We start from the raw sequence: 24,918 nt of genomic DNA, 5'->3' as shown, positions 1-24,918 counted from the left end.
TTAATCCTGATAGGCGTAGAGGCTTTCAACCAGCAGATCCACAAAGCCTTCACGATCCAGATGCATCAGCACCTTGGCGTTGGCGGGCTTGCCGGTTAAGTGATAGCGGTCGACAACCGTCATCCCTACAGTCAGCTCGCTCTGGGTTTCGATGGCCACATGGCAGTCCAAGCCGATGAACAACTCAGGCTTGAGCAGCCAGGCTATGGTGCAGGGGTCATGCAGCGGCGCGCCATCAAAGCCCCACTTGGGATCCTTGTGGTAGATAACAAAGAATTCCAGCAGATCGGCAACACACTTGGCAACCTTGTTGGGAATCGCGCGGAAACGGGCTACATCCTCTTCCATAATCTGCGCCTCATGAGTCACGTCCAGACCGGCCATGACGATGGGGATCCCTGACTTGAACACCATGTCGGCCGCTTCAGGATCAACAAAAATGTTGAATTCGGCGGCAGGGGTCCAGTTACCGACACCGGCGGCGCCGCCCATCAGTACTATCTGCTCGATACGGGACTTGAGTTCGGGATAGGCGCTCAGGAAAATAGCGATATTGGTCAAGGGGCCCGTGGGCACCAGAGTCACCGGCTGGCTGCTTTGGCGGATTTTCTCTGCCATCAGTTCCCAGGCCATCATCGGCTGAGGTTCAAAGGCGGGATCCGGCAGTTCTGGGCCATCGAGCCCGGATTCACCGTGAACACTGTCGGCAATGATCAGCTCCCTTGCCAAAGGCTTTGGGGCGCCGCTGGCCACAGGAATATCGGTTCTGCCCAGCAGAGTAAGCACTCGCATGGCGTTGTTGAGTGTTTTTTCCTGGGTTTGGTTACCGGCGCTGGTGGTCACGGCCAGCAGATCCAGCTCGGGGTTGGCTAGGGCCAGGATCAAGGCGATGGCATCATCATGGCCGGGATCGCAGTCGAGAATGATAGGGCGTTTCATGCTGTTACTCCTTTAGCAATTTGCCCGAGCATAGCATGACTCTTTGGCGCGCGCAGAACCGGATGGCAAACTGTGAAGTGTTCCTCAACTGATTGCTGAAATCTGCTACAATCCGCGGCCTTAAAGGATTGAATCAAAGGGGACCCGGTGGGAAAGATACGGGCAATCTGGGAAGATCTGATAATTATCGGCCTTTTTGCGCTTGCCGGCGGGCTGTTCTCGGCTCTAGGGCTCTATTTTGTTAAAGAGAGTGTCCAATCCTGGTATGAAGTGAATATCCTGCTCGAACGAGGCGTCGAGACCCAAGGTTATATTGCCCGGCGTGAGCAACACTATGTGTCCCCTGGGCGCTGGGGTTTTGGCCGTTATGAGTGGGATTGCCTGCTGTATTATCAGTTGCCAAACGGCAGTGAGTATCAGATCTGGGATCCCCCAGGCCTGCTTTGCGATTCGAGAAGCGTCGGTGAAGCCGTGATCCTTTGGCATTTGCCTGAGGAGCCCGGCATAGTGCGCACCGATATCCAGTACTATCGAGAACAGCAAAATACCTGGCTCGAGCTGTGGGGGATTCTAATCGCGCTATTGCCGCTGGCCATTGGCGGAAAGTTTGTGGGTAAAACGGTCCAGTGTTTGCGCTTTCTTCGGGCTCGGGAGCGGTTGTCGCCAATAGTTGAGCAGTTACTGGAGGCCGATAACCCCGCCGAGTTACTGGCACTGCTTGAAGCCAACCGGGCCAGCCCGGCCAGTAGCTATTTGGGGCGGCAGGCCCTTGGCTATATCGCCGCCAGACCTGAATGGCAGGTGCGTTTTCTTGCCTGGTTTGTCCCTGTGTGCCTCGAGTGGGAGCCGCCAAGTAAAGGCGAGGGCGTCTCTGGCCTCGGACTTTCACTGCAATTGGCGCTCGGCCGCCGCTACCCTGAGTTTACCCTGGCACTGCTCGATGGCATTCGCAGCCTGTTTGCTGAGCATGAGCTGGCGAAGATGGTCTTCTCCCAGCACCTGGCCGAGCTGCAACGCAAACCCTGGAGTGCTGAAATTCAAAAGCAATTCAATGCCTTGTTGCTGGAGCGGCAAATGCCTTTGAGCAACAAAGGATTTGCCCACACCGAATTGAGCCGCTTGGTTTGCCTGGAATGGCTTTTTAACAACCTGGAATCGCTGCCCGATGTTTGGTTCAGCGCCGCTGCAGCCTTACTCAAGGCGCTCGCAGCGCAGCCGCCATTGAATCCTTTGAGCCGTAAACAGCGTAAAAAACAAGCGCAGCATTGGCGCTATATTCTTGGCAACCTGGCATCCAAGTTTAACTCAGGGGCAATCGGTCGAAAGCGTCAGACACAGCTGGCACAGATTGAAACCGATATCCAGGTGCTGGCCGCCAGCCGTGGTTTTACGCTGAGCAGATAAGATGAAAAAGCGCCGGCTGGCTATCTATGGATATGGCGATATTTGTAAACCAATGACGACTGACTGGGTGAGATATCTCTGATTTTGTGGCGGATGGAAGGTAAATCTCTTTTCTGTCACTTTGCAGTTCATTCAGGTATGTTAAAATTGTTTGCTGTTTCAGGGAGTAAGAAACTCTGATGAAACTTTGGTCGCCTTAAGCCATTCAATAATTGGTGCGGCATTATCGGATCTTGGATCTGTTATTGGGAGAAAACATGGAACATTTCATCGGAGCCATCAAAAAATACGCCGACTTTACCGGTCGGGCCCGTCGGACAGAATACTGGATGTTCACTCTGTTCTATATCATTTTCAGCCTGGTTGTCAGTGCTATTGACTATGCGCTGGGTACCACAGTGCTGGGGCTGATTTATTCTTTGGGCCTGTTGTTGCCCTCTATTGCAGTTGCCGCGCGTCGTCTGCACGACACTGACCGCAGTGGTTGGTGGCAGTTGTTGGCATTTATCCCTATCATAGGTTGGATAGTGTTGCTGGTCTTCTACTGCCAGGACAGCGAAGTGGGTGACAACCGCTTTGGCAGTAACCCCAAAGAGCTGGGTTAAGATAATGGAAAGGGAGCCTCGGCTCCCTTTTTGTTTTCAGGGTAAATCTGCGGCGGTCAGTCGTCGTCAAAATTAGACATTCATCCATATAGACGTCTATAATGCCCGCTCTCGGTCAGGCCGGGAATGACAGCACAGTATTTCAGTCAACCTCTCGTGGTGCCCCGGAATGAAAGACCGGGGATAATCGGGAAGCCGGTGAGAATCCGGCACTGCCCCCGCAACGGTAAATGGTGAGAGACAGGCGCGCCCAAGTGGCGTCATAAAAGCCGGGTCTTGCGCGGTCAACCGCATAGCCAAAGTCCGGAGACCGGCCCTGGAGGTATTTCGATGATTTCGGTGGGCAGATCTCGAAATGCGGCAGCCAAGGGGCTCTCCCTGCCGTGGCACTCTTGCCCCGTTTCCCTTTCAGGAGTCAAAGGAAAATGGGTTTCAAACTAAATCATCTCGCGCTGCTCTGCGGTGCATTTACCTCAGTTCCCGTCATGGCGAGTGCTACAACCCAGGCCGTGGATGAACAGCTAGTGGTCATTGGCCGTCAGGATGACACGCCGCTCAATATTGCCGCCAATGTGGTGGTCATAGATGCCGCCGATATTCAGCAAAGCGGTGCCAGTAATCTGAGCGAGTTGCTGCGTGGCCGCAGTGGCATTCAAATATCGGACAATAACTCAGGGCCTGTGCTGGCGATGCGCGGTTTCTCTTCCAGCCAAGCGGTGAATAACACCCTGATACTGATAGATGGTCGCCGACTCAACAATATCGATATTGCCGCCCCCAGCCTGAGTGCCATTGCGGTCAATCAGATTGAAAGGGTAGAGATCCTTTCCGGCAGCGCCGGGGTGCTCTATGGTGATCAGGCAGTCGGCGGAGTGATCAATATTATCACCAAGGCGCCCAGTGCCAGCGGTGGCAACCTGACCCTCTCCGGTGGCAGTTTTGACACCTACGAAGGCCGTGGGGATCTGTCCGGCGCCATCAATGACAACTGGCGTTACTATTTGGCTGCTGCTTACAACGAGAGCGACAACTACCGTAGAAACAATGCCAACGAAACCGGTTCTGTGCTGGGGCGTCTGCAATATGATTCAGAGTTGACCAACTTCTTTGTCGAAGGCAGTTACTACGATAACAAGCGCCAGACTCCAGGCTCACTGACCCTGGCTCAGTTTGAAGCCGACCCACGCCAGGCGACATCGACGCCGGGTGATTACAACCATGAGATGACTTCTGCCTGGCGTGCTCATCTCCAGCGCCAGGTGCACGCCAACTGGGCCCTGGCTGCGGACCTCAACTACAGTGATACTCTGGTGTCCAGTGTCAGCTATGGCAGCCCAGGTCGTAACGAGCGCTCGCTGTTGGAATTCAATCCCAAGGCGCTGGGGCGTTATCAGACCCGCAACGGTGAGCTGAGCATAGTCATAGGCGCCGATATTCAACGGGGTGAAACCGAGTTCGATCTCAGTTATATGCAGCGCAGCAATATCCAAACCATGACCAGCACCTATCTACAGGCCAATGTGCCGCTGACCAACAGCCTGAGCTATGTGGTGGGCGGGCGCTATGCCAAGGTCAAGGATGAACTCAAGGACGGTCAGATTTACCCCAATGGCATAGATTTGGATGAAGACGCTCACGCGCTCGAGTTGGGGCTCAACTATCGGCCGCTGGAAGGCCACAGATTCTATCTTCGCGGTGATGAGAGTTTCCGTTTCGCCAAGGTCGATGAGCAAGCTTATACGCCGCCAACAGTCGTCGGCCTCAAGCCGCAGACCGGCCGTTCCATTGAAGCCGGCTGGGATTGGACCTTGAGCAGCCAGAGCCTGCGTCTGAACCTGTACCGGCTGTCGCTGGAAGATGAAATTGTCTTTGACCCCAGTGCCGATATGCCTATCGGCGGCGCTTTCCCCGGAGCCAACGTCAATGCCGATGCCTCCCGCCGTTATGGCGCCAGCCTCGACTGGGACTGGCAGCTCAATGAAATGCTGCAGTTGGGACTTGAGTACAACTATATCGATGCCGAATTTACTGAAGGCGCCAACAAAGGCAAATCTCTCTCCTGGGTGGCCGAGCATTCCGGGCGTGTCTACACCAGTGTGGACTTTGGCCAGCACTGGCAGCTGTTTGTCGAGGGCCAGTATCTGGGCGACAGATATATGGAAGGTGACAATGGCAATCAGCACGATAAGCTGGACAGCTATTGGCTGGGAAATATCGCCCTTAACTACAGCCGAGATGCCTGGCTTGCCAGCCTGAGGGTCGACAACCTGTTTGACAAGCAATACGCCAGCTCAGGTTATTTCAGTACCTGGGGCGATGGTTATTACTCTGGTAGCGGCCGGGCGCTGAGATTCAGCGTCAGCTATCGCTTCTGATAGCATAGAAAGCCGGGGTTTCCCGGCTTTTTTCTGCCCGTATTTCTATCTGTTTTAGCTGGAAAGTACTCACCGACAAGGAGGCAAGAGTCGAAATATGAAAGCTGATTTTAGGTATGGTTTGAGAGGCGTGGCCATAGCCCTGTTGTCGCTGCTTTTGCTGGCTTGCTCCGAGCCTAAGCTGGCTTATATCGGCAGCAATGGCAAACTGCTGGCCTTCGGTGACAGCCTGACCCAAGGCGTTGGTGCCAAGGCCGGGCAGGATTATCCCAGTCGTCTGGCCGAGTTGTGCCGTTGTGAGGTGATCAACGCCGGGATTTCCGGTGAGCAATCTGCTGCCGGGCTTGAGCGTTTGCCGGCACTGCTGGATGAAACCAAGCCGGATCTGCTTATTTTGCTCGAAGGCGGTAACGATATTCTCCGCGGTCGTAGCCAGGCGCAATTGGCGCAAAACATCGAGGCCATGTTACTTGAGGCCAAAGCCCGGCAAATTCCGGTAGTGCTGCTGGCTGTGCCGCAAAAGAGCCTGCTGCTGTCCCCCCTGCCTTTGTATGCCGAACTGGCCGACAAGCACGGCGCCATCTTGCTGGAACAGACTCTGTCTGAGCTGCTGCGTTCAAACGAGCTCAAGTCCGATACTGTGCATCTCAATCAACAGGGGTATTCGCGTTTGGCACAAGTCATCTTTACCAGGCTGCAGGAGGCGGGCGCTTTTTGATGCTACTTTTTGATTCTATTTGGCAAAAACCGGGCTAATTATCGATTCAACTTGACCCTGGTGGGCGTTTTATGGGTAAATTCTCTGCCATAATAAATGGCAATAGTGCCTCCATAATAAATAACAACAGGTTTAAAGAATCACATGACAGATCTTGAGCAGCAGGTTTTTACTCAAGTGCGTGCCATTATTGCCAACGAAGAGCAGGTGATAGGGCGCCGCGGCATCCTGATCCCGCTTAAGAAGGCCATTATTGCTGATGGCGATATTCGCAATGTGATCGATATTGTCGCGACCGATCCCGCTCTGGCAGCTCATCTGCTGTGGCGCAGCAATAACGCGCTCTCTCCTTCCGTTCAGCCAAACCGCAGCCTCAAGGATGCATTGGTGCGTCTGGGACAGGTCAATATCTACCGTTATGCCTTTAGCTTTTATCTCAAAGAGCGGCTCGATGAATTGCCGCAGCCATACCGTAAACTGGTACTTGGCTATTGGCGCCTGACTGAGTCTGTGGCGACCGAGTCGGTGGACAGCTTGCATCAGATGCAAGGGGTACAGATAGACGCGGATGAAGTGCAGACTCTGGCGTTGTTCAGCGTCTTTGGTCAGATTATTGCCCTGACGGCGTTTGCCTATCTCAACGCCGAAGCCGAGCAATGCTTCCCGCTGGGCATTATCAAGACCCTGATAGAGACCCAGCAGCAGACGCTGACGGTGGAAGCTTTTGAATCTCTGGGGTTGGATGATGAGCTGCAAAGCGAGTTTATGGTCGCTCATAACCTGAGACAGACCCGGGATCCCAATTCACCCGGACTGGTACTGAGAAGGGTATTGTCCCAGCGCGGTCTGCTGCTGAATCCTCTCTAGATGCTTTGTGACTGCCGCCGACTTTCAAGGACGGTGGCAGCCGCTCAATCAGTGTCTGTCCTGACGCTGTAATCCCTCTTTGGCAATCAATTCCAGCAGCCTTTGCAGCTGCACTCTATTGCTGCTGTCGCGGCGGTAGGCACCGAACAGCGGCCGTTTCAGGCCTTCCTGCCCCAGTTTCACCGAGGTCAGGCTCAAGCCCTGGGCTTCGGTCAGTGACCAGTTGGGCAAGGCAGCTACCCCTTCTTTACAGGCGATGCGTTGCAGCAACACATTGGTGAGATCACAGCGTTTTTGTGGGCCGGGCACCACACCGGCCGGCTCGAGGAAGTGACGGAAAATATCCAGCCTTTCCAGCGGTACCGGATAACTGATAATAGGTTCCCTGGCCAGTTGTTGCGGCAAAATATAGCTGTTGCCTGCCAGAGGGTGATCTTTGGCCATCACCAGTCTCACTTCAAAATCAAACAGATGCTGATAGGCAAGGGCATGGCCGGGCACAGGATCTGAGGTCAGCACTATATCCAGCTCACCGGTTTCCAGCGCATTGAGAGAGTCGAACAGATGGCGGCTGGAGAGATCCAGATTGGCATCCGGATAAGACTGATGAAAGGCTTCCATTACAGGCATCAGCCAGCGAAAACAGCTGTGACACTCAATACCCACCTTCAAGGGACCGCTGCTTCCAGATAGACCGCGTTTGAGCACAAATTCGGTTTCCTGTACCCGGGGCAGTATCTCTTCTGCCAGGGTCAGCAGGCGACTGCCCTCAAGCGTGAAGGTAAGAGGTTTGCTTTTGCGAACAAATACCTGGGAGTTAATCCGGGTCTCCAACTCTTTAATCTGGTGTGACAGCGCCGACTGGGTGACAAAACGTTTCTTCGCCGCGCCGGCCAGACTGCCACTTTCTTTCAGTGCTATCAGAGTACGAAGGTGTCTCAGTTCTATCATTTTCTCTCCACATGAATGCCGCTCATGTTGCCCTTGAATTCAATTCGGTTGCCTGTGCTGAGACTAGCACAATAAACTTCTAGACGTCCAGACGCCCGGTTTGATTTGTTGTGTTTCGGCGTCGCCAGTCACTTGCTGCACAGTTTATAAAGGATGGTATACATTATGCAATTAAATAGTCTTGGCTTTCCCCGTATCGGACGTCGACGTGAACTCAAGTTTGCTTTGGAGAAATATTGGCGCGGTGAGTCCAGCGTGGCCGAATTAGAGAGTGTTGCCAGGGAGCTTAGGCGTACCCACTGGCAGTGGCAGGCCGATGCCGGGGTGGCGCAGTTGCCGGTCGGTGACTTTGCTTACTATGATCAGGTGCTGACCCTTAGTGCGACTCTGGGGGTCATCCCCGAGCGTCACCGTGACGGCGGCGCTGTCAATCTCGATACCCTGTTCCGGATTGCCCGTGGCCGAGCGCCCAGCGGCAAGCATGCGCCGGCGTCTGAAATGACCAAGTACTTCAACACCAACTACCATTATCTGGTGCCTGAGCTCAGCGAAGATCAACGCTTCGATATCGCCTGGGAACAGTTGTTTGAAGAGGTGACCGAGGCTCAGGCGCTGGGCCACACTGCCAAGCCGGTACTCTTGGGGCCGGTCACTTTCCTGTATCTGTCCAAGACAGTGGGCTCAGAGTTCGACCGTTTGACACTGCTGCCGGCGCTGCTGGAATGTTATCAAGCCATTCTGGCCCGATTTGCCGCCCAGGGTGTTGAATGGGTGCAATTGGATGAACCTGCGCTGGCACTTGAGCTGGATGACAACTGGCAACAGGCCTTCAATCAGGCCTACGGCGTACTCAAGTCGGCGCCGCTCAAGCTGTTGCTGGCAACCTATTACGGCACTGTAGCCCACCATCAAAGTCTGTTGTCGGCACTGCCGGTGGCGGGTATTCACCTGGATCTGGTCACCGCGCCCGAGCAGTTGCAGGCCTTTGTCGGTGCACTGGCGCCCGAACAGGTGTTGTCGGTTGGGGTGATCAACGGCCGTAACGTCTGGGCCGCCGATCTGGATCTTGTGGCCGAGCAGTTGGCGCCACTGGCGCGGGATCTGGGAGACAGGCTCTGGCTTGCCACTTCCTGCTCCCTGTTGCATACCCCGGTGGATCTCGAGGTGGAGACCGCGCTGGCGCCTGAGCTTAAAAGTCTGCTGGCTTTCGCCCGGCAAAAACTCACCGAGTTGCAGGAGCTCAAGGCGCTTTTGGAGGCGCCTGAGACTGAAAATGCCAACGCCGTGGTCGCCCGTTGCCGGGATCGGCGCGCGACCAGGGCGCAGGGGCGTAATCAACAGCTCAGTGCCAGAATCGATGCCCTGAGCGCAACCGATTACGACCGAAACCATGAGTTTGAGGTGCGCAGACAAGCCCAGCAGGCCAGGTTCAAGCTGCCTTTGTTGCCGACGACTACCATAGGTTCATTCCCGCAGACGGCAGCCATTCGTAACCTGCGTAGCCGCTGGCGCAAGGGTGAGTTGGACGATGCTGTGTACACAGAGCAGCTGCAACAGGTGACCCGGGATACCATAGAACGTCAGCTCAAGCTGGGGATAGATGTGTTGGTACACGGTGAAGCCGAGCGCAACGACATGGTGGAATACTTTGGTGAACAGCTCGATGGCGTAGGTTTTACCAAACATGGCTGGGTGCAGAGCTATGGTTCCCGCTGCGTCAAGCCGCCGCTGATCTACGCCGATGTGACCCGTCCCAAGGCGATGACAGTCGACTGGGCCGAATATGCCCAGAGTCTCACCGACAGACCGGTGAAAGGCATGCTGACCGGGCCTGTGACCATATTGCATTGGTCCTTTGCCCGCGAGGATATCAGCCGCGAGCAGATAGCGACTCAGTTGGCCCTGGCGATACGTGATGAAGTGGTGGCATTGGAGCGGGCGGGTATAGGTATTATTCAGATTGATGAGCCGGCTTTTCGGGAAGGCTTGCCGCTCAAATGCAGCGATTGGGCCCATTATCTCGATTGGGCCGTGGCCGCCTTTAAGCTCAGCGCCGCCGGTGTCAGAGACGAGACCCAAATTCATACCCATATGTGCTACAGCGAATTCAACGACACTATTGCCGCAATTGCTGCCATGGATGCCGATGTGATCACCATAGAAACATCACGCTCGCGGATGGAGTTGTTGAATGCCTTTGAGGACTTTGATTATCCCAATGAAATCGGCCCAGGGGTTTATGATATTCACTCCCCCAATATTCCAACAGTGGAAGCCATGGTGAGCCTGATTGAAAAGGCGGCGCAGAAAATTCCTGTGCGCCAGCTCTGGGTCAACCCGGATTGCGGCTTGAAGACCCGTAACTGGGAGGAAGTCGAGCCGGCTTTGAAGAACATGGTCGATGCGACCAGGGAGTTGCGACGTCGACTCGGGTGATAAAATTCTGTGGTTAATAACAGTCAGGGGCGCACTGCGCCCCTGATGTTGATTGACTCCAACGCGGGAAAGGTTCAGCCCATGCTCATGCCCAGCGCTATCAGGCCAACCGTACCCAGAATGATCAAGCCTGAAAAAGTGGTGCCCAAAATGGCGAAGATTTTCTGGCGGTCTTTTTGTACCAGGCCGCCAATGCCCAATCCCAAAGACACCAGGCAGACCAGCATCATAAAGATGATCATCAGGCCCACAAGAATGGCTTCCATCGAATTTTCATCCAGGCCGCCCGGTGTTGTCGCCTCCAGGGCTCCTGCAACAATAAAAGTGATAAACAGGGCTATCCCACTAAATATGCTGGTGGCAAACGAGGCGATCCCCAGACCTGAATGTTTTAATTGCATAGCAATCCCTTGATTTCTTCCTATGGTTATCCAACTGAGAAATATACAGAAACCAAGGGAAATATGCCATCGGCCATTTCTGTCTATACTCAGGTCACGAACCTGTGCTGGACGCAGATAACTATCAGGAGAAGCCTTATGAGCCATGTGTACAAGATAATAGAACTGACAGGTTCATCCCCCATCAGCTCGGACGAAGCGGTCAAGAATGCCATCGCGGCGGCCAGTCAGTCGCTGCATAATTTGCGTTGGTTTGAAGTGATAGATACCCGCGGACATCTGGAGGCCGGTGTTATTGCTCATTGGCAGGTCACCATCAAGGTGGGTTTTACCCTGGATTAGGCTTGAATTCAGGCGTCCCTTGGCAGGCCTTTTTCCACTATCCGGATCAGGCGCCCCGTCTTGCGGGCGGGAATAGGCGCTGTGTCGTTGGCGCTGAGTTTTTCTGCCTGCTGCGCCAGTGCCCACTCTATGTGTTCTGCGACCAGTTCTGAGGCATCTGTCAGTCGCTCCTGCAAGGCAGCAACTATGGTTTCACTGCCGGGGGCATTGCCCAGTGCCACCGCAATATTGCGCAGCCAGCGTTCATGGCCTATGCGACGAATGGCGCTGCCTTCGGTGTTTTTCAAAAATTCGGTCTCGCTCCAGGCAAACAGCTCCAGCAGTTTGGGTTGCTTCAGTTGTGGCCTTAGATGAAAGTCAGTCTCTGCGGTCAAAGGCGCGGCGCGATTGATGGGGCATACCAGCTGGCAGTCATCGCAGCCGTAGATGCGATTGCCGAGCAGTGGCCGAAACTCCAGTGGAATGCTGCCGGCCAGTTCTATGGTGAGGTAGGAGATACAGCGGCGCCCATCGACCACATAAGGCTCGACTATGGCACCGGTTGGGCAACTTGTGATGCAGGCAACGCAGGTGTTGCAGCCTTCGGCTGTGGCGACATCCATGGGCAGCGGCAGGTTCACCAGCAGCTCTCCGAGGAAAAACCAACTGCCGGCCTCATGGTTGAGGATCAGTGAGTGTTTACCTGTCCAGCCGATCCCGGCCTTTTCTGCCAGCGGCCGTTCCAGAATGGGAGCCGAGTCGACGAAGGGCCGAAAGCCACAGCCTTCAAGTTGCAGGGCTTTGAGCGCTTCATCTATGCGCTCGCCCAACTTTTTCAAGCGATTACGCATCAGCTTGTGATAGTCGCGGCCGCCGGCATAACGGGAGATATAGCCAAGGTTAGGGTCTTTGAGATTGAGGGCAAACCCGGCTTGTGGCGGTAAGTAGTCCATCCGTACTGAGATAACTCGCAAAGTGCCGGGATGCAGCTCGGCCGGGCGGGCCCGCATCATACCGTGGCTGGCCATATAGCCCATTTCACCGTGATAGCCCTTATCGAGCCAGGCCTGCAGCCTGGGCTCTTCGCGGCGAAGATCTGTATCCGTTATTCCCACTTGAGCAAAACCCAGCTCTTTGCCCCAGGCTTTTATGTCGCGGGCAAGCTTGCCAAGCATACCGGGATCAAATTGTGGTGGTTGAGGAGCTGACATGAACAGAGGCTGACCGGGGAAAAGCCATGATTATATCAGTAAAGCAGAATCGCTCACAGTTGCCGTAAACGGCGATTTCGACTGTTGTCGGTGCTATGCTTGAAGAAATTGAGGGGGAGAGTATATGCCGGGAATCGAAACCTTGCTCAGGGGCTGCGTGATAGTGTTCTGTTGTAGCTTTGCCAACTTGGCTTTGGCCGGTAACGAGCTTACTGAGGCCGAGTCGCCCGCACTCAGGCTGCTGACCGAAACCTGGCCTCCCATGAGCTATGAGCGCCATGGTCGCGTCGACGGTTATGCGGTGGCTCTGGTGAGGGCCTTGCACCATCAGGTGGCTGCCTCTGACAAAGAGCCTGTGATAGAAGTATTGCCTTGGGCCAGGGCGATGAATATCGCAAACCAGGAGCCTAACGTCTTGCTGTTTGCCACTTCCATTAATGAACAGCGGCGGCAGGAATTTGATTTTGTTGGCCCGATTGCCGAAACCCGCATTCAGCTCTATGCCCGCATGGATGATGATTTTACCCCGGCAGACCTGTCACAGGCGGTAGCGGCGGGTAATATTGCCCTATACCGCAACTCCCCGGCGCAGATCTTGTTGAAGTCCGTTCCGGATGAGCAGTTGCTGATCTCAGGTTTTCCTCAGTATTCGGCCAGGCAGTTGTTGCATAAGCGGGTGCGTTATTGGTGTCAGGCGGATATCGCGGTTCAGGGCGTCTTGCGGCAATTGGGCCAAACACCGGCGGCGGTGCGCCCCGTATTGGAACTGGCGCACTTGCGCCTCTATTTGGCGTTCTCCGGCGGTACGGCTCCTGAACGGGTCGAAGCCTGGCACAAGGCGCTATTGGCATTGCAGAAAACGGGCGAATTTGACGCGCTCTATCAAAAGTGGTTTGGTGCCGAGCCCTCTTTACGTCAGGCGGAAGTGCTCTGGCGCGTTCAATGATCTGCAATAACCACTGTGCTCATTCAGGCGGTTTCGACCCGGTTACGACCTCGTTTCTTGGCGCAATAGAGGGCATCATCGGCCTGTTTCAACAGCTCGGAGAACTGCAGTTCCTCACCCAGAGTCGCTACCCCGGCACTTATAGTCACTCTGGGCTCACCGACTAGCCCTTCCGGGCGTGATTCGGCTATGGTTTGGCGCAGACGCTCGGCGATTTTCAGGCACTCTTCATGGGCTGTTTCCGGCAACAACAGCAGAAACTCTTCACCGCCAATCCGCCCCAGCAGATCTTGTTCGCGGATAAGGGTTTGGCTCAGGCTTGCCAGATGTTGTAAGACCTTATCGCCACCATCGTGACCAAACTGATCATTGATATCCTTGAAGTTATCGGCATCAAACAACACAAGTGAAAAAGGCGTGCCGCTATCTCGCGCCTGATTGAACATAGCTTCACCCTTGTGATAGGTATAACGCCGGTTCGCCAATTGGGTGAGGTGATCCGTATGGGCTATCTTCTGGAATTTGCGTGATTTACTGGTCTGCTTAAAGGCCATCACCGCAGTGATTATGATAATGATGCTGGCCAGAACCAGCACAGCCAACTGCAATAGACGGTTTTGCTGCAGTATCTGCACCTCTTGCTCTTTCAGGCGTTCGCTTTCCAGCAGGCGTTGGTTTTCTTTTGCCATGCGATCGGCATTGAAGCGGGTACGCATCTCTGTGGTGCGGTAAGATTGCAATTTGTTATCCAGCTCGTGGTGCAGGGCGATATACAGCCTGAGCACTTTGAGCGATTCCTGCCATAGCCCCTGGGCGGCAAATACTTCGCTCTTGAGCAGGTAGAGTTCGGCCAAGCCGCGATCATTGTTGATATTCCTGAAACTTTTTTCGGCCTTGATCAAGGGCGCCATCGCCTGTTCAGCCTGGCCTTGGCGCAACAGCACATCGGCGCTGTAGAGTTGCATAAAGCTGTAGAAGCCACCTTGCTGCTCAGTCACAAATGGCCTGGCGCGTTCCAGCGCCTGTTTGGCGTCTTCGACTCTGCCCAGCTTCAACAGGGAGCCGGCCATATTGACCGAAACTCCTGCGGCTTCCACCGTGACTCCTTGCTGCTTGAGATAGTCGTATGACTGTTGGAACTTGGCCACGGCGCCTTCAAAATCACCCAGTTCTTCGAGGGCGATGGCCATTTCGCCATTGATAATATAGGCCTGCTCTTCGTGACCACTCTGGCGATAGGCCTGCTCCAGTTGGCGGTAATAGTTGAGCGCACTTTGTGGATCGCCGAAACGGCGGAAACTGGTGGCGAGGTCGGCCAGGTTATACAGACCCCAATAATCCAGCTTGAGTTTTTCATAAAGTTGTTGAGCGGTCAGCAGATCTTCCAGCGCCATGGCAAAATTGCCCTGAAAGGAATACATGGCTCCGCGCAGACTGCGGGCATCGGCGATCAGGCGATGATCTTCGAGTTGATAGGCCTGCTGCAGGGCTTGGTCATAGTCGGCTTTGGCCTGTTCCATATTGCCTTTGAGTTGAGAGTACCAGCCATGGCAAAGGCGAAAGTCGGTTAAGGCTTCAGGGTAGGCTTGGTTTTCAGCCGCTTGTGCCTGATTGACGGCATAGTCTATGGCTGCATCTATGTTGGCGTTGTCGTTGGCATCAAAGCTCCAGCAGCGGGCGCGCCTGAGCCTGGCCTGCCTGTCCAGATCGTCCTTTGCCAGCAATTGGGCTATCTGATCCAGAGTTTGTTCTACTTCGGCAACATTGTTGACCTGCCCATCTTCCAGCTGTTTGAACAGCTCATCAGCCTTGGGATTATCCAGTGCCAAGGCGTGGGGAACCATGCCTGCCAGAAGCAGCACTGCAATGGCTGATTTCAGAAAGTATGACTTCACGCTGACCGATAGACAGATGTTTAGATAATGTTATTAAGCATACGCACCAGGGCTCAGGCTGACCAGTAATAAATCGTTAAATTTGCAGGTAAGTAGAGCTGCATCAATCGCTTGCCGGTAAGGGATGAATTCGGTTACCGACTTGTTTTCGCCGTATTTGCTCCTCGGTTCCTTGATACCAACTTCAGATGGATTGCCCTTTATTGCCGGTGCTATACTCGCCGCCAATCGCTTTTAGACGGAAAAAACCATGACTCAAGTTGATGCTCAATACCGGCAGCAGGCGCGAAGCGCCGCCATCAATATCTGCTCTCAGGTACTGCCTATGGATAAGTTGCCCACGGCGCTGAAAGAAGCTTATGACAATCTGTTTGAAGAATTGCTGGATGATAAGCAGTCCGAGTTCAAACAGGCTTGGGACAAGTTGCCGCCAAGTGCTGCCAAGTTGCTGCCGAGAGCCGATTTTCACGGCTTTTTTATCGCGTCGGCCTGGTTGCAACTGAGTTTGATGGCCCAGGATATCGCCCAGTTGGCGGATACCGACGAGGCCATTGCCGAGAAGGAATACGGTGGCATGTTTGAGCGTATTTCACAGTCGGCGCTCAAGGAGAGTGTACGCAAGTTGAAAAAGGCCCGTACTGACAGGCGCTTGCTCAACAGTATCCGAGATGTGATAGCCAATGGCTGAATAAAAAACCGGCATAAAGCCGGTTTTTTATGGGCACGGACGCTCTTAGAAGGAAGTACGTTTGTAGCGGCGATACTCAGGCTGCCAGAAATTGCTTTCTATGGCCTGCAACAGCAGCTCATCGGAAGTCGGCAAAGCGTGACCCTGTTCGATGGCGACCTTGCCGACGGCAAAGGCGATGTGCTTGCTGACCTTCTGGATCTCTTCCAGCTTAGGCAGCAGAGAACCACTGCCGTTGAGTGCCAGCGGCGAGCATTCCGCCAGGGCGCGGCTGGAGGCCATCAGCATCTCATCAGAGACCCGCTTGGCACCACTGGCCAATACCCCAAGGCCTATGCCGGGGAAGATATAGCTGTTGTTGCACTGGGCGATTTCATAGGTCTGATTGTCTATGACCACAGGCTCAAAGGGGCTGCCGGTGGCAACCAGTGCCTGGCCATTGGTCCAATGCAAAATATCCTTGGGCGTGGCTTCAACCCGGCTGGTGGGGTTGGACAGCGGGAACACTATCGGTCTTGGGCAGTGGCTGTGCATGGCGCGGATGATCTCCTCGCTGAACAGCCCTGGGGCGCCGGAAACCCCGATAAGCACAGTCGGCTTGCCGTTGTTGACCACATCCAGTAATGAGATGTTGTCACCGAAATTGCTCCATTGCTGCAGCTCTTCGCGCTTTTGCGCCAGTTTCTGTTGGAATGGCAACAGGTTGGGCATATTGTCCTGCAACAGTCCCCAGCGATCGACCATAAACACCTGGCGCCTGGCCTGCTCATCACTGATCCCTTCGGAAACCATCTGAGCAATAATCGCTTCGGCGATGCCACAGCCTGCGCTGCCGGCGCCGAGGAAGGCAACTCTTTGCTGGCTCAACTGAGTGCCGGCGGCCTTACAGGCAGCGAGCAGTGAACCAACTGTGATGGCGGCGGTTCCCTGAATGTCATCATTGAAACAGCAGTATTTATCCTTGTAACGCTCCAGCAGCGGCATGGCGTTTTTCTGGGCGAAGTCTTCAAACTGGATCAAGGCCTCGGGCCAGCGGCGATGAACCGCCTGCATAAAGGCTTCAATAAATTCCAGATATTCTTCACCGCCTATGCGCTGGTGGCGCCAACCCATATACATGGGATCTTCCAGCAGATGCGGGTTATCTGTTCCCACATCCAGGGTAATGGGCAGAGTGTAAGCCGGGCTGATGCCGCCGCAACTGGTGTAGAGCGACAGCTTTCCAATCGGGATCCCCATGCCGCCGATCCCCTGATCGCCCAGCCCCAATATACGCTCACCGTCGGTAACCACTATCACCTTCACCTTGTGACGGGTGGAGTTGTTGAGGATGTCGTCGATGCGATCCTTGTTCGGATAGGAGATAAACAGGCCGCGGTTACGGCGGTAGTCTTTGGAGAAGCGTTCACAGGCCAACCCGACGGTTGGGGTGTAGATGATAGGCATCATCTCTGTGATGTGGTTCTGAACCAGACGATAGAAGAGGGTCTCGTTGGTGTCCTGGATGTTGCGCAGATAGATATGCTTGTCCAGATCATTGCTGAAGTTCTTGAACTGATCGTAGGCACGTGAGGCCTGCTCTTCGATCGTTTCAATCACGTAGGGCACCAGGCCTTCGAGGTTGAAGAAAATACGCTCTTCCTCGGTAAATGCACTACCTTTGTTGATCAACGGCGCTTCGAGAATAGCCGGACCGGCAAAAGGCAGATATAAGGGGCGTTTATTATCGTCCATGGCTAACCTTTTATGTTCTTTGCTTGTGGATGACGGGCTGTGATCTAAATCCGCATAGGTTACCACGAAATGTGATCTTTGTTGCCTGTAGGCGAGGGCTTGAGCAAAAATTTTGTTTAAAACGCGGCAAACCGGGTTGGCCTGAGCCTAAGAGGGTAACGACACAAAACAAAGAACCAGACGGATGCCTGGTTCCAAAGGAGATATCAGCTGTTACTTGTTGGCTTACTTACCGCGGTATTTAAGTGACAAGCCTTTGATAAAGTTACGCATCAACTGATCACCACAGTAGCGGTAATGCTTGTGCTCAGGATTGCGGAACAGGGCGCTCAGCTCAGCCTTGCCGATGCGGAAGTTGGCCAGTTCAAGAATGGCAATAATATCTTCTTCTTTCAGTTCCAAGGCGATTCTGAGTTTCTTGAAGATGATGTTGTTGTTCAGGCTGGGTAGCGGCTGCGGAATGCCACTGCCGGGACGCAGGCCGCGTTTGTCGATGATCACGGCATCGAGAAACTGGCACAGGGTACGATCGTCACAGGGACGGAACCCTTCTTCATCTTCTTTCTTGAGCAGGCCGGCCAGCTCAGCTTCACTCATTTCACGCTTCATTTTGGCGTAGAGACGCAATACCTTGGAGTCGTTGAAATTAAAGACAAAGCGCAAGCGGCGCAGAATATCGTTGTTGGTCATGAATGTCCCTGGGCCGGTTTGACTCCCGGCTTAGTTTTAACACTGTCTGGCGATTGACTTAGGTGCGTTAGGCGCGGAGGCTCCGCAATATTGCGGCATTATACCTAAAAGCCGGGCAGATTTGCCGCTTTTTCCAGTGGACAGTTCGCGGCCGTTTCGCGCACCGCCTGTCGCAGCTTGTCGTGAAGGGCGAACACCCGGCCTATATCTTTGAGTGACCAAGAGGTGTTTTCCAGTACCACCAGATTGAAGCCCGAGTCCGGATAATAAATCGCAGTGCTGATATAACCCGCTATGTAACCACTGTGGCTGAACTCCAGGGGCAACTCAGGGCTCAGTTGTATTCCGGCGGCATAATTCAGCTCGCCCCAACGATGGGGGCGTTTGCCTCTCGGCGCCAGCAACTGCAAATAGCCGCCACGGCTAAGTAGTTGCCCCTGATGCAGGGCCTGCTGAAAATCGGCAAAGGCGGAGGCGGAACCAATAAGGGCGCCGCTGGCCAGTAGCTTATCTGTGAGGGTTAACTGCTCGGCCACACTTTCAAAGCCGCTGTCTGTCTCGGCTCTTCCTATCGCCAGATTGGGTAACTGTTCCTGGATACTTTCGATACTGCCGGTGCGGGCCTTGAGCTCAAGCCCCTCGGCATCAAAGAAGCGCTGCAGCAATTGAGTACCGCTGCTGCCTTCACGCTTGAGGATCTCGGCCAGTAGCCAATAATTGTCATTGCTGTATTTAAAATCGCTGCCCGGGGTGAACAGCAAGGCTTGTCCTTGGATGCCCATGCCGGATGTGTGGCTCAGCAGCATGGCAACTGTGATGGCCGGATCCAGTTCGGCCTCTTTGCCGAGCAGGGCGGCGGCGCTGTCATTGAGCTTGAAATCGCCTCTTTCTATCGCCCGCATCACCAAGACGGCAAACACTTGCTTTGACAGTGAACCCAGCACAAATTGGCTATCAGAGGTGATGGGTTTGCCCTGGCTTTCTCCGGCCGCATGGCTCAGCAGTATCTTTTTACCTTGCCTCAACTCGATTACGCCGCTGAAGGGCAGGGGGTTTTGCTTGATTATCAGCAGCAGCTGTCGTGTCAGCTCTTCGCTGTGGCAGACAGATGGCGCCGAATCCTTGCCTGGTGCCGGCTCTTGTTCGGATCTCGGCGCAGCGCTTAGGCTAAGAGTGAATCCCAGCAGGCAGGCCATGCTCATGCCTTTGACTGTCGATGAGAGTTTTAGTCCTAAAAAGCGCGGCTGCGCCAGCGGTGAGGAGTTCATGCAACTTCCTTATTTGATGTAGCAATACCAATAGATAAACAGCAGCGCAAAGCCAAACAGGTAACCGAGTCCCAGCCAGCCCCAGAGTTGCATGCCCCTGCCGTAACGGGCCTCAGTCGGCAGGGTTTTGGAACTCATCAGCCGTAGATTCAACCAGGCAAAAATACAGGTGGTCATAAAGGCCTGGATCATCACCAATTCCAACAGTGATAGCAAGGCACCCTTGAAGAACAGGATCAGCAGCAAGGCCAGCAGCGACATAACCAGCATGATCCCAGCCAGGCGTTTACCGCTGGGGCGGCGCTCAAGCAGCAGGCGCCAACCGGCATCCAGGGTGCGGCTGTAACCATCGAGCACAGTGACAGTGGTGGAGAAAATACACAGCAGCGCCACCAAGGCGATAAGCATACGGCTCCACTCCCCGAGCACGCTGGCGTAGAGGGAGATCAACTGCCCGGCAAACTGGGCTCCCGAGTCGGCAAAGGAGGCTCCCGAGCCATGCATGACTCCGGCACCCAGGCTGAGAAACACCAGTGCCAGCAAGGCGGTGAGCCAATAGCCGATATCGAAATCCAACCTGGCCTGGGCAGCGCTCAGAGCGGCCTGCTGTTGATTGATGCGCTGTTTCTCCAGTAGCCACAGTGAGTTCCAGGCGCTGACTTCAATCGGTGCCGGCATCCAGCCCATCATGGCGATCAAAAACCCAAGATAGGCCCATTGCCAGGGAGAGGGGGAGACGAAGTCTTTATCCAGCACAGACTCCACCCCCAGCATCATGGCCGCGGCGGTCAGAGTGCCCAGGGTCAACAGCGCCATCACAACTTTGGTCATGCGATCAAGCAGGCTATAGCGCCCAAGCAATAACAGCAGCAAACTGGCGCAGAGCACGATAAAAGACAGAATATCTATGCCGAGCGGCACAAACTGAGTCAGCATGGCGGCACTCAGCATGCTGACCCCGGCGGTGCTGGCAATGGCAGCAACAAGATTGAGCAGACTGAACAGCCACAGATAGCCTTTTCCTTGCCTGAGATAGCCCTCAAGCAGACTCTCGCCGGTCGCCGCCGTGTATCTGGCTCCGGCGGCAAAGAAAGGATATTTGAGCAGATTGACCAGCACCACCAGCCAGGCCAACTGCCAGCCAAATTCGGCGCCGGCACGGGTTGAAGCCACCAGGTGCGAGGCGCCTATGGCCGCTGCGGCCACCAGTACGCCCGGGCCCATGGCGGCCATTAGGTGTCTAAGGTGAGTGAAAGAAAAACCTTTTCGATTCAGTATGGTGTCATTCATGGCGAGCTCTTTTCCCGGGCCAGTAAGGATTCGATATTGACCAGTGAGGAGCGGATCTCCCTGAGTAACATCAGTTGCTCATGGTTGCTGTCCTGTCCATTTGAGCTTGGCTCCTTGTGATCCAAACGCTCTTTTTGTGCCAGCACAGCGGCGCGAAATCCGTCGGCATCGACTATGCCAACCAGGCTTATCAGGGCGTCATTGCCGGATTGTCCGGCGGTTTCCACCTTGAGTTTCTTCAGACCGAACAGGCGCATCAATGGCCCCTGAATAAGCGCCATGTCGGTGATTTTATCCAAGGGCACAGTATTTTCGGTACGGGTCAGCAGGCCGCGGCGCACTACTAGCTTACGTTCGGTCAGCTCGGCGCTCATGTTGGCGATATAGCGGCGTGTGCCCCACAAGCCAATGGGCAGCCATAGCAGCAACAAGGGAATGCCGACAATACTGAGGCAGAGAGTGAACACACCAGACATCAACCAATAGAGTCCGAGATTATCGGCAAAGCGGGCCTGAAGCAGTGGCGCGGCGGCTGTGGGCATGGCGACTTCCTATATCAGTAAAATCAAATTTACCCCAGTTAGAGGCATTGACTTTAGATATTAAAGAGTTTAAGTTGAATTGGTAAATGTTATAAAAATATGACAACACGGAAGTTTGTAGTCGTGGTTGTTTTTCCAAAAAACAACTGAAGAAATTAGGGATGATTATGAACAGACCTCACCTCACCCTGAGTGCCTGCGCCGTGGCACTTGCCTTGACCTCTGCCGGTGAATCCTTCGCGGCCGAGGAGTCTGTGGAGCGCATCGAAGTCACAGGCTCGCGGATCAAACGTACCGATATGGAAGGCCCATCGCCCATTCAATCCATAGGCAAAGAAGATATTGCCAACATGGGCTATGACAACCTGCAACAGTTGCTGGAAAGGATGCCGGCGGCCGGGGCCGGCACTTTCTCCACCCGCGGTAACAGCCAGGACTCTACCGCCAACGGTGCCGCCGCCATCAGCCTGCGTGGCATGGGGCCGGATGCGACCCTGGTGCTGATCAATGGTCGCCGGGTTTCCATCAGTGCCTTTGCCGAAGGGGTCAGCAATTCTTTTGTCGATATCAACAGCATTCCCGTATCGGCCATTGAGCGGATAGATATACTCAAGGACGGCGCCTCGGCCATCTATGGCTCGGATGCCATCGCCGGGGTGGTCAACATAGTGCTGAGGAAAAACATCGAAGGCATTGAAGTCAATCTCGGCTATGGCGCCACAGATGGCCCCAATTACAACGAAAAGACCGCCAGTCTGGTGTGGGGCACCATGAGTGACAAGGGCAGCGCGTCTGTGATCCTGGATTATTTCAGCAACTCGACCCTGAGTGCCGATGAGATGGGGCAGTTTGGTACCGCCAATCAGTCGCCCTGGGGCGGGGAGGATTTCCGTTCTTCCCGGGGTTTTCCGGGGTATTTCTATGTCAATGGCGTCAAGACCATAGATCCGGCTTGTCCGGCCGATTCCGCCACATCGAGCGGCAGCTGCCTGTTCGATTATGGCCCCTATAACTTGGTGATCCCCGAGGCCGAGCGCATAGGCGCCATAGGTCAGTTTGAGTATCACCTGAGTGACTCACTGACTGCCTTTTTGGAGCTGGCGGCTCAGCACAATACCTCCAAGGCCGGTGGTGCCGCCACACCGCTGGGTGAAACCGCAGGTTTGACGGTTCCCGGTTCACATCCCAACAATCCTTTTGGTCAGGACATCGACATAGGCCGCTTCCGCACAGTGGATGCCGGTCCCCGCCGCTGGGATATCGAGTCCGACAGCTTGAGATTGGTGGCCGGTCTGCGCGGCAGCTTCAAGGAGTGGGACTGGGAAGTCTCGGCCCAAAAGGGGCGCAGTGAGTCGACCCAGACAGGGGATCGCAGCCAGGGCTGGGTGCGGGTGGACTATCTGCAGGAGCAAATCAATCTCGGCAACTACAACCCCTTTGGCGGCACCATCAACTCACCCGAAGTGATAGATGCCATTACCACCAGTCTGGTGCGTCAGGGCAAGTCACATATTACCGCCTATGATGCCAGCATTTCGGGGCATGCCTTTACCCTGGCAGACAGGGATATCATGCTGGCCGCCGGGATGGAATATCGTGAAGAGGATGTCAGCGATGTGCCCGATGAGCAGTTCCAGCGCGGGCTTATCTTCGGGACTGAAGCGGTTTCCGCCGCGGCCGAGCGTGATCAGTATGCCGCCTACCTGGAGTTTTCCATTCCGGTGACCGACAGCTTCGAGCTGCAACTGGCGGGGCGCTACGATCACTACAGCGATTTTGGCTCCACCACCAATCCCAAGGTGGCGTTCCATTGGGGCATGACAGAAGACTTGAGCATGCGCGCCTCCTGGGCCCAGGGGTTCCGGGCGCCATCGCTGGCCCAGATAGGCCTGGGCCCTTCGGAAAAGAGTAACTTCTTTAAAGATACCTATGCCTGCGCCGCTCAGGGTATCTCAGAGGCCGACTGTGAGGTGCTGGATTACAACACGGTATTTGCCGGTAACCCGGATCTGGATGCCGAGGAGTCGGAAACCTGGAACATAGGCATGATCTGGGCGCCGAGCCAGAAGTTCGATATCGGCTTCGATATCTGGAACATCACCCAGGACAACAAGATAGACGAGCAGCCACTGGGCGATATCTATGCCGCCAACTGTAATGATCAAAACAGCGCTATCTGTGTGCGCCTGCCCCCCGCCGGTGGCGAGCCGCTCGGGGTGCTTGATGTGATTCACTCAAGCTTTGTTAACTTAAGCTCCCAGGAGGCACAGGGCCTGGATATCTCGGCTCACTACGGTCTGGAACTGGACAGCTATGGCGATCTCAAGTTTGGTCTTGAGTGGAGCTATCTGGACAAGTTTGAAAAGGACGGCCTGGATTATACCGGCGAGTATGAGTATCCCCAGTACCGCTGGCTGGCCAGCACTAACTGGACCATGGGCGACTTTGCCGCCAACCTCAATGTCAGCTACATAGGCGAATTTGAAGATACGCCGGACATCAACTTCGACGGCGCCCTCGACTTTACCGAGAACAAGTCACGTATGGTGGATGCCCAGTTCCTGGTGGACTTGCAGGCTTCCTACCGTTTCAACGAGATGTTCAAGTGGACGCTCGGGGTCAACAACCTGTTGGATGAAGAGCCGCCGTTTGCCATAGGCGATGGCGATGCGGATCTCTATGGCTATGTGATGTCTGTGCATAATCCCAGAGGCCGTTTCATCTACACCAAGGTCAGTCTTAACTTCTGAGGCAGCCCCCCGGCCCTTGATGGCAAACTGGCAAGGGTCGGATGCTGGAGAGTTGAGATAAGAGGTGAGAGATAAGAGCCGAGAAATAAGGACAGAGTGACAAGCTTGAGGCAGTGGGAGTATCTTGTTGTTGTTGACCTTATCATCATGGCGCCTGCGGGCGCCTTTTCTGCCACCATACCTGCGTTAGCCATTGCTTATGGCGACAGGGCAATTTAAGGAAAGCGACTCTATGGCACGCCGCGAAGCAGGGCGCTGCGGGTTTCCTGGTTGTTGGAAGAGCTGGAACTGCCCTGGGAGTTTCACTTTGTTGATATGGCCAAGCAGCAGAACCGCACTCCTGAGTTCCTGGCGCTTAATCCCTGCGGCAAAATCCCCGTGCTCGAGGATGACGGTCTGGTATTGACCGAATCGGCGGCCATTATGCTCTATCTGGCCGAGCGTTACGGTGAGGGGCGTTTGTTGCCCAAGCCAGGCACGGCAGCCTCCGGGCATCATCATCAATGGTTGAGCTTTGTGATAACCGAGTTGGAGCAGCCGTTATGGACCATGGGCAAGCACAGGTTTGCCTTGCCGGAGGAGCAGCGGGTGGCGGCGATTCAAGCCACGGCCGTATGGGAGTTCAACAAGGCCGCGGCCATTGCCGAGCAGTGGCTGCCTGATAGCCCATTTTTGCTCGGTGATGAATTGATTGTGGCCGATATACTGCTGGCCCATACCCTGAACTGGGCCACCATTTTTGAGCAACAGATCCCGCCCAAACTGGCGGCTTACCGAGACAGGCTTAACCTGCGTCCGGCCATGAAAAAGGCGCTGGACAAAGCCAGCGCCAATTTAACTGATTAATTCAAACTCTGGTTTCAAAGCCGCGGTATTTCAGGGCCGTG

Annotated in this window: 20 protein-coding genes, 1 pseudogene and 1 riboswitch; of the genes and pseudogenes, 11 read left to right on the top strand and 10 right to left on the bottom strand. The window is 54.7% G+C overall.

Annotated elements, in window-relative coordinates; genetic code table 11:
* Positions 1-939: a pyrimidine-specific ribonucleoside hydrolase RihA gene (gene rihA, locus E1N14_RS17190; RefSeq protein WP_025009032.1), complete on the bottom strand. Its 939-nt coding sequence runs from the start codon at positions 937-939 to the stop codon at positions 1-3.
* A 147-nt stretch (positions 940-1,086) separates the two neighbouring features.
* On the opposite strand from rihA, the gene E1N14_RS17185 reads away from it, so the two are divergent.
* From E1N14_RS17185 to E1N14_RS17165, 5 genes are all read left to right on the top strand, one after another.
* Positions 1,087-2,343, top strand: a complete 1,257-nt coding sequence (locus tag E1N14_RS17185; protein WP_025009033.1) for a hypothetical protein — start codon at positions 1,087-1,089, stop codon at positions 2,341-2,343.
* A 257-nt stretch (positions 2,344-2,600) separates the two neighbouring features.
* Positions 2,601-2,948, top strand: coding sequence for a DUF805 domain-containing protein (locus E1N14_RS17180; RefSeq protein ID WP_025009034.1), 348 nt, complete (start codon positions 2,601-2,603; stop codon positions 2,946-2,948).
* Positions 2,949-3,088: 140 nt separating this feature from the next.
* Positions 3,089-3,281, top strand: a riboswitch (cobalamin riboswitch).
* A gap of 92 nt (positions 3,282-3,373) precedes the next feature.
* Complete coding sequence (locus E1N14_RS17175; RefSeq protein ID WP_062793869.1) at positions 3,374-5,323, top strand: TonB-dependent receptor; 1,950 nt, start codon at positions 3,374-3,376, stop codon at positions 5,321-5,323.
* A 97-nt stretch (positions 5,324-5,420) separates the two neighbouring features.
* Entirely contained in the window at positions 5,421-6,041 is a 621-nt protein-coding gene (locus tag E1N14_RS17170; RefSeq protein WP_025009035.1) for a GDSL-type esterase/lipase family protein, read from the top strand.
* Between the two features lie 144 nt (positions 6,042-6,185).
* Positions 6,186-6,908 carry an HDOD domain-containing protein gene (locus tag E1N14_RS17165; protein ID WP_025009036.1) on the top strand — a complete coding sequence of 241 codons (723 nt, stop codon included), beginning with the start codon at positions 6,186-6,188 and terminating at the stop codon, positions 6,906-6,908.
* A 48-nt stretch (positions 6,909-6,956) separates the two neighbouring features.
* Here the strand turns inward: E1N14_RS17165 and E1N14_RS17160 are convergent, their stop codons facing one another.
* On the bottom strand, positions 6,957-7,859 hold the full coding sequence (locus tag E1N14_RS17160) for a LysR family transcriptional regulator (protein ID WP_025009037.1): 903 nt from the start codon (positions 7,857-7,859) through the stop codon (positions 6,957-6,959).
* Positions 7,860-8,024: 165 nt separating this feature from the next.
* Between E1N14_RS17160 and metE the strand changes: the two genes are divergently transcribed.
* Positions 8,025-10,295, top strand: a complete 2,271-nt coding sequence (gene metE / locus E1N14_RS17155; protein WP_025009038.1) for a 5-methyltetrahydropteroyltriglutamate--homocysteine S-methyltransferase — start codon at positions 8,025-8,027, stop codon at positions 10,293-10,295.
* A 74-nt stretch (positions 10,296-10,369) separates the two neighbouring features.
* On the opposite strand, the gene E1N14_RS17150 is transcribed toward metE, so the two are convergent.
* Entirely contained in the window at positions 10,370-10,696 is a 327-nt protein-coding gene (locus tag E1N14_RS17150) for a hypothetical protein (protein WP_025009039.1), read from the bottom strand.
* A gap of 138 nt (positions 10,697-10,834) precedes the next feature.
* Between E1N14_RS17150 and E1N14_RS17145 the strand changes: the two genes are divergently transcribed.
* Entirely contained in the window at positions 10,835-11,038 is a 204-nt protein-coding gene (locus E1N14_RS17145) for a dodecin (RefSeq protein ID WP_025009040.1), read from the top strand.
* Positions 11,039-11,046: 8 nt separating this feature from the next.
* Here the strand turns inward: E1N14_RS17145 and queG are convergent, their stop codons facing one another.
* The gene (queG, locus tag E1N14_RS17140; protein WP_025009041.1) at positions 11,047-12,228 is read right to left on the bottom strand and encodes a tRNA epoxyqueuosine(34) reductase QueG; all 1,182 of its coding nucleotides are present in this window, start codon (positions 12,226-12,228) and stop codon (positions 11,047-11,049) included.
* A 124-nt stretch (positions 12,229-12,352) separates the two neighbouring features.
* On the opposite strand from queG, the gene E1N14_RS17135 reads away from it, so the two are divergent.
* Positions 12,353-13,174 carry a substrate-binding periplasmic protein gene (locus E1N14_RS17135; RefSeq protein ID WP_025009042.1) on the top strand — a complete coding sequence of 274 codons (822 nt, stop codon included), beginning with the start codon at positions 12,353-12,355 and terminating at the stop codon, positions 13,172-13,174.
* A gap of 23 nt (positions 13,175-13,197) precedes the next feature.
* Here the strand turns inward: E1N14_RS17135 and E1N14_RS17130 are convergent, their stop codons facing one another.
* Positions 13,198-15,069 carry a tetratricopeptide repeat-containing diguanylate cyclase gene (locus tag E1N14_RS17130; protein WP_152134825.1) on the bottom strand — a complete coding sequence of 624 codons (1,872 nt, stop codon included), beginning with the start codon at positions 15,067-15,069 and terminating at the stop codon, positions 13,198-13,200.
* 250 nt (positions 15,070-15,319) lie between these two features.
* Between E1N14_RS17130 and E1N14_RS17125 the strand changes: the two genes are divergently transcribed.
* On the top strand, positions 15,320-15,757 hold the full coding sequence (locus E1N14_RS17125) for a DUF3069 domain-containing protein (protein WP_025009044.1): 438 nt from the start codon (positions 15,320-15,322) through the stop codon (positions 15,755-15,757).
* A 45-nt stretch (positions 15,758-15,802) separates the two neighbouring features.
* On the opposite strand, the gene E1N14_RS17120 is transcribed toward E1N14_RS17125, so the two are convergent.
* The 5 genes from E1N14_RS17120 to E1N14_RS17100 form a co-directional block, all read right to left on the bottom strand.
* Positions 15,803-17,491, bottom strand: a complete 1,689-nt coding sequence (locus E1N14_RS17120; protein WP_062793870.1) for an NAD-dependent malic enzyme — start codon at positions 17,489-17,491, stop codon at positions 15,803-15,805.
* A 225-nt stretch (positions 17,492-17,716) separates the two neighbouring features.
* Positions 17,717-18,181 carry a YehS family protein gene (locus E1N14_RS17115; protein ID WP_025009045.1) on the bottom strand — a complete coding sequence of 155 codons (465 nt, stop codon included), beginning with the start codon at positions 18,179-18,181 and terminating at the stop codon, positions 17,717-17,719.
* Between the two features lie 104 nt (positions 18,182-18,285).
* A complete protein-coding gene (locus tag E1N14_RS17110) occupies positions 18,286-19,449 on the bottom strand; it encodes a serine hydrolase domain-containing protein (protein ID WP_062793871.1) in 1,164 nt (387 codons plus the stop codon).
* Between the two features lie 9 nt (positions 19,450-19,458).
* Positions 19,459-20,739 (bottom strand): Nramp family divalent metal transporter, encoded by a 1,281-nt coding sequence (locus tag E1N14_RS17105; RefSeq protein ID WP_025009047.1) that lies wholly within the window; start codon positions 20,737-20,739, stop codon positions 19,459-19,461.
* Positions 20,736-21,281: a PH domain-containing protein gene (locus tag E1N14_RS17100; RefSeq protein ID WP_062793872.1), complete on the bottom strand. Its 546-nt coding sequence runs from the start codon at positions 21,279-21,281 to the stop codon at positions 20,736-20,738. Before E1N14_RS17100 ends, E1N14_RS17105 begins: the two co-directional genes overlap by 4 nt.
* A 167-nt stretch (positions 21,282-21,448) precedes the next feature.
* Between E1N14_RS17100 and E1N14_RS17095 the strand changes: the two genes are divergently transcribed.
* Together E1N14_RS17095 and E1N14_RS17090 are read left to right on the top strand one after the other, a co-directional pair.
* A complete protein-coding gene (locus tag E1N14_RS17095) occupies positions 21,449-24,031 on the top strand; it encodes a TonB-dependent receptor (protein ID WP_062793875.1) in 2,583 nt (860 codons plus the stop codon).
* A 228-nt stretch (positions 24,032-24,259) separates the two neighbouring features.
* Positions 24,260-24,877 (top strand): annotated as a pseudogene (locus E1N14_RS17090) (glutathione S-transferase family protein); the annotation flags it as partial.
* Between the last annotated feature and the right edge of the window lie 41 nt (positions 24,878-24,918).

Source organism: Shewanella algae (assembly GCF_009183365.2).
Taxonomy (GTDB): Bacteria; Pseudomonadota; Gammaproteobacteria; order Enterobacterales; family Shewanellaceae; genus Shewanella; species Shewanella algae.
The sequence above is the reverse complement of the archived record's forward strand: the minus strand, read 5'-3'. Positions and strand labels throughout refer to the sequence as shown.

Bases quoted from the DNA above. Each gene is read 5' to 3' on its own strand.
- queG (WP_025009041.1), bottom strand. From the start codon at position 12,228: ATGTCAGCTCCTCAACCACCACAATTTGATCCCGGTATGCTTGGCAAG.
- E1N14_RS17165 (WP_025009036.1), top strand. From the start codon at position 6,186: ATGACAGATCTTGAGCAGCAGGTTTTTACTCAAGTGCGTGCCATTATT.
- metE (WP_025009038.1), top strand. From the start codon at position 8,025: ATGCAATTAAATAGTCTTGGCTTTCCCCGTATCGGACGTCGACGTGAA.
- E1N14_RS17150 (WP_025009039.1), bottom strand. From the start codon at position 10,696: ATGCAATTAAAACATTCAGGTCTGGGGATCGCCTCGTTTGCCACCAGC.
- E1N14_RS17175 (WP_062793869.1), top strand. From the start codon at position 3,374: ATGGGTTTCAAACTAAATCATCTCGCGCTGCTCTGCGGTGCATTTACC.
- E1N14_RS17145 (WP_025009040.1), top strand. From the start codon at position 10,835: ATGAGCCATGTGTACAAGATAATAGAACTGACAGGTTCATCCCCCATC.
- E1N14_RS17170 (WP_025009035.1), top strand. From the start codon at position 5,421: ATGAAAGCTGATTTTAGGTATGGTTTGAGAGGCGTGGCCATAGCCCTG.
- E1N14_RS17120 (WP_062793870.1), bottom strand. From the start codon at position 17,491: ATGGACGATAATAAACGCCCCTTATATCTGCCTTTTGCCGGTCCGGCT.
- E1N14_RS17100 (WP_062793872.1), bottom strand. From the start codon at position 21,281: ATGCCCACAGCCGCCGCGCCACTGCTTCAGGCCCGCTTTGCCGATAAT.
- E1N14_RS17110 (WP_062793871.1), bottom strand. From the start codon at position 19,449: ATGAACTCCTCACCGCTGGCGCAGCCGCGCTTTTTAGGACTAAAACTC.
- E1N14_RS17125 (WP_025009044.1), top strand. From the start codon at position 15,320: ATGACTCAAGTTGATGCTCAATACCGGCAGCAGGCGCGAAGCGCCGCC.
- E1N14_RS17180 (WP_025009034.1), top strand. From the start codon at position 2,601: ATGGAACATTTCATCGGAGCCATCAAAAAATACGCCGACTTTACCGGT.
- E1N14_RS17105 (WP_025009047.1), bottom strand. From the start codon at position 20,739: ATGAATGACACCATACTGAATCGAAAAGGTTTTTCTTTCACTCACCTT.
- E1N14_RS17135 (WP_025009042.1), top strand. From the start codon at position 12,353: ATGCCGGGAATCGAAACCTTGCTCAGGGGCTGCGTGATAGTGTTCTGT.
- E1N14_RS17115 (WP_025009045.1), bottom strand. From the start codon at position 18,181: ATGACCAACAACGATATTCTGCGCCGCTTGCGCTTTGTCTTTAATTTC.
- E1N14_RS17095 (WP_062793875.1), top strand. From the start codon at position 21,449: ATGAACAGACCTCACCTCACCCTGAGTGCCTGCGCCGTGGCACTTGCC.
- E1N14_RS17160 (WP_025009037.1), bottom strand. From the start codon at position 7,859: ATGATAGAACTGAGACACCTTCGTACTCTGATAGCACTGAAAGAAAGT.
- rihA (WP_025009032.1), bottom strand. From the start codon at position 939: ATGAAACGCCCTATCATTCTCGACTGCGATCCCGGCCATGATGATGCC.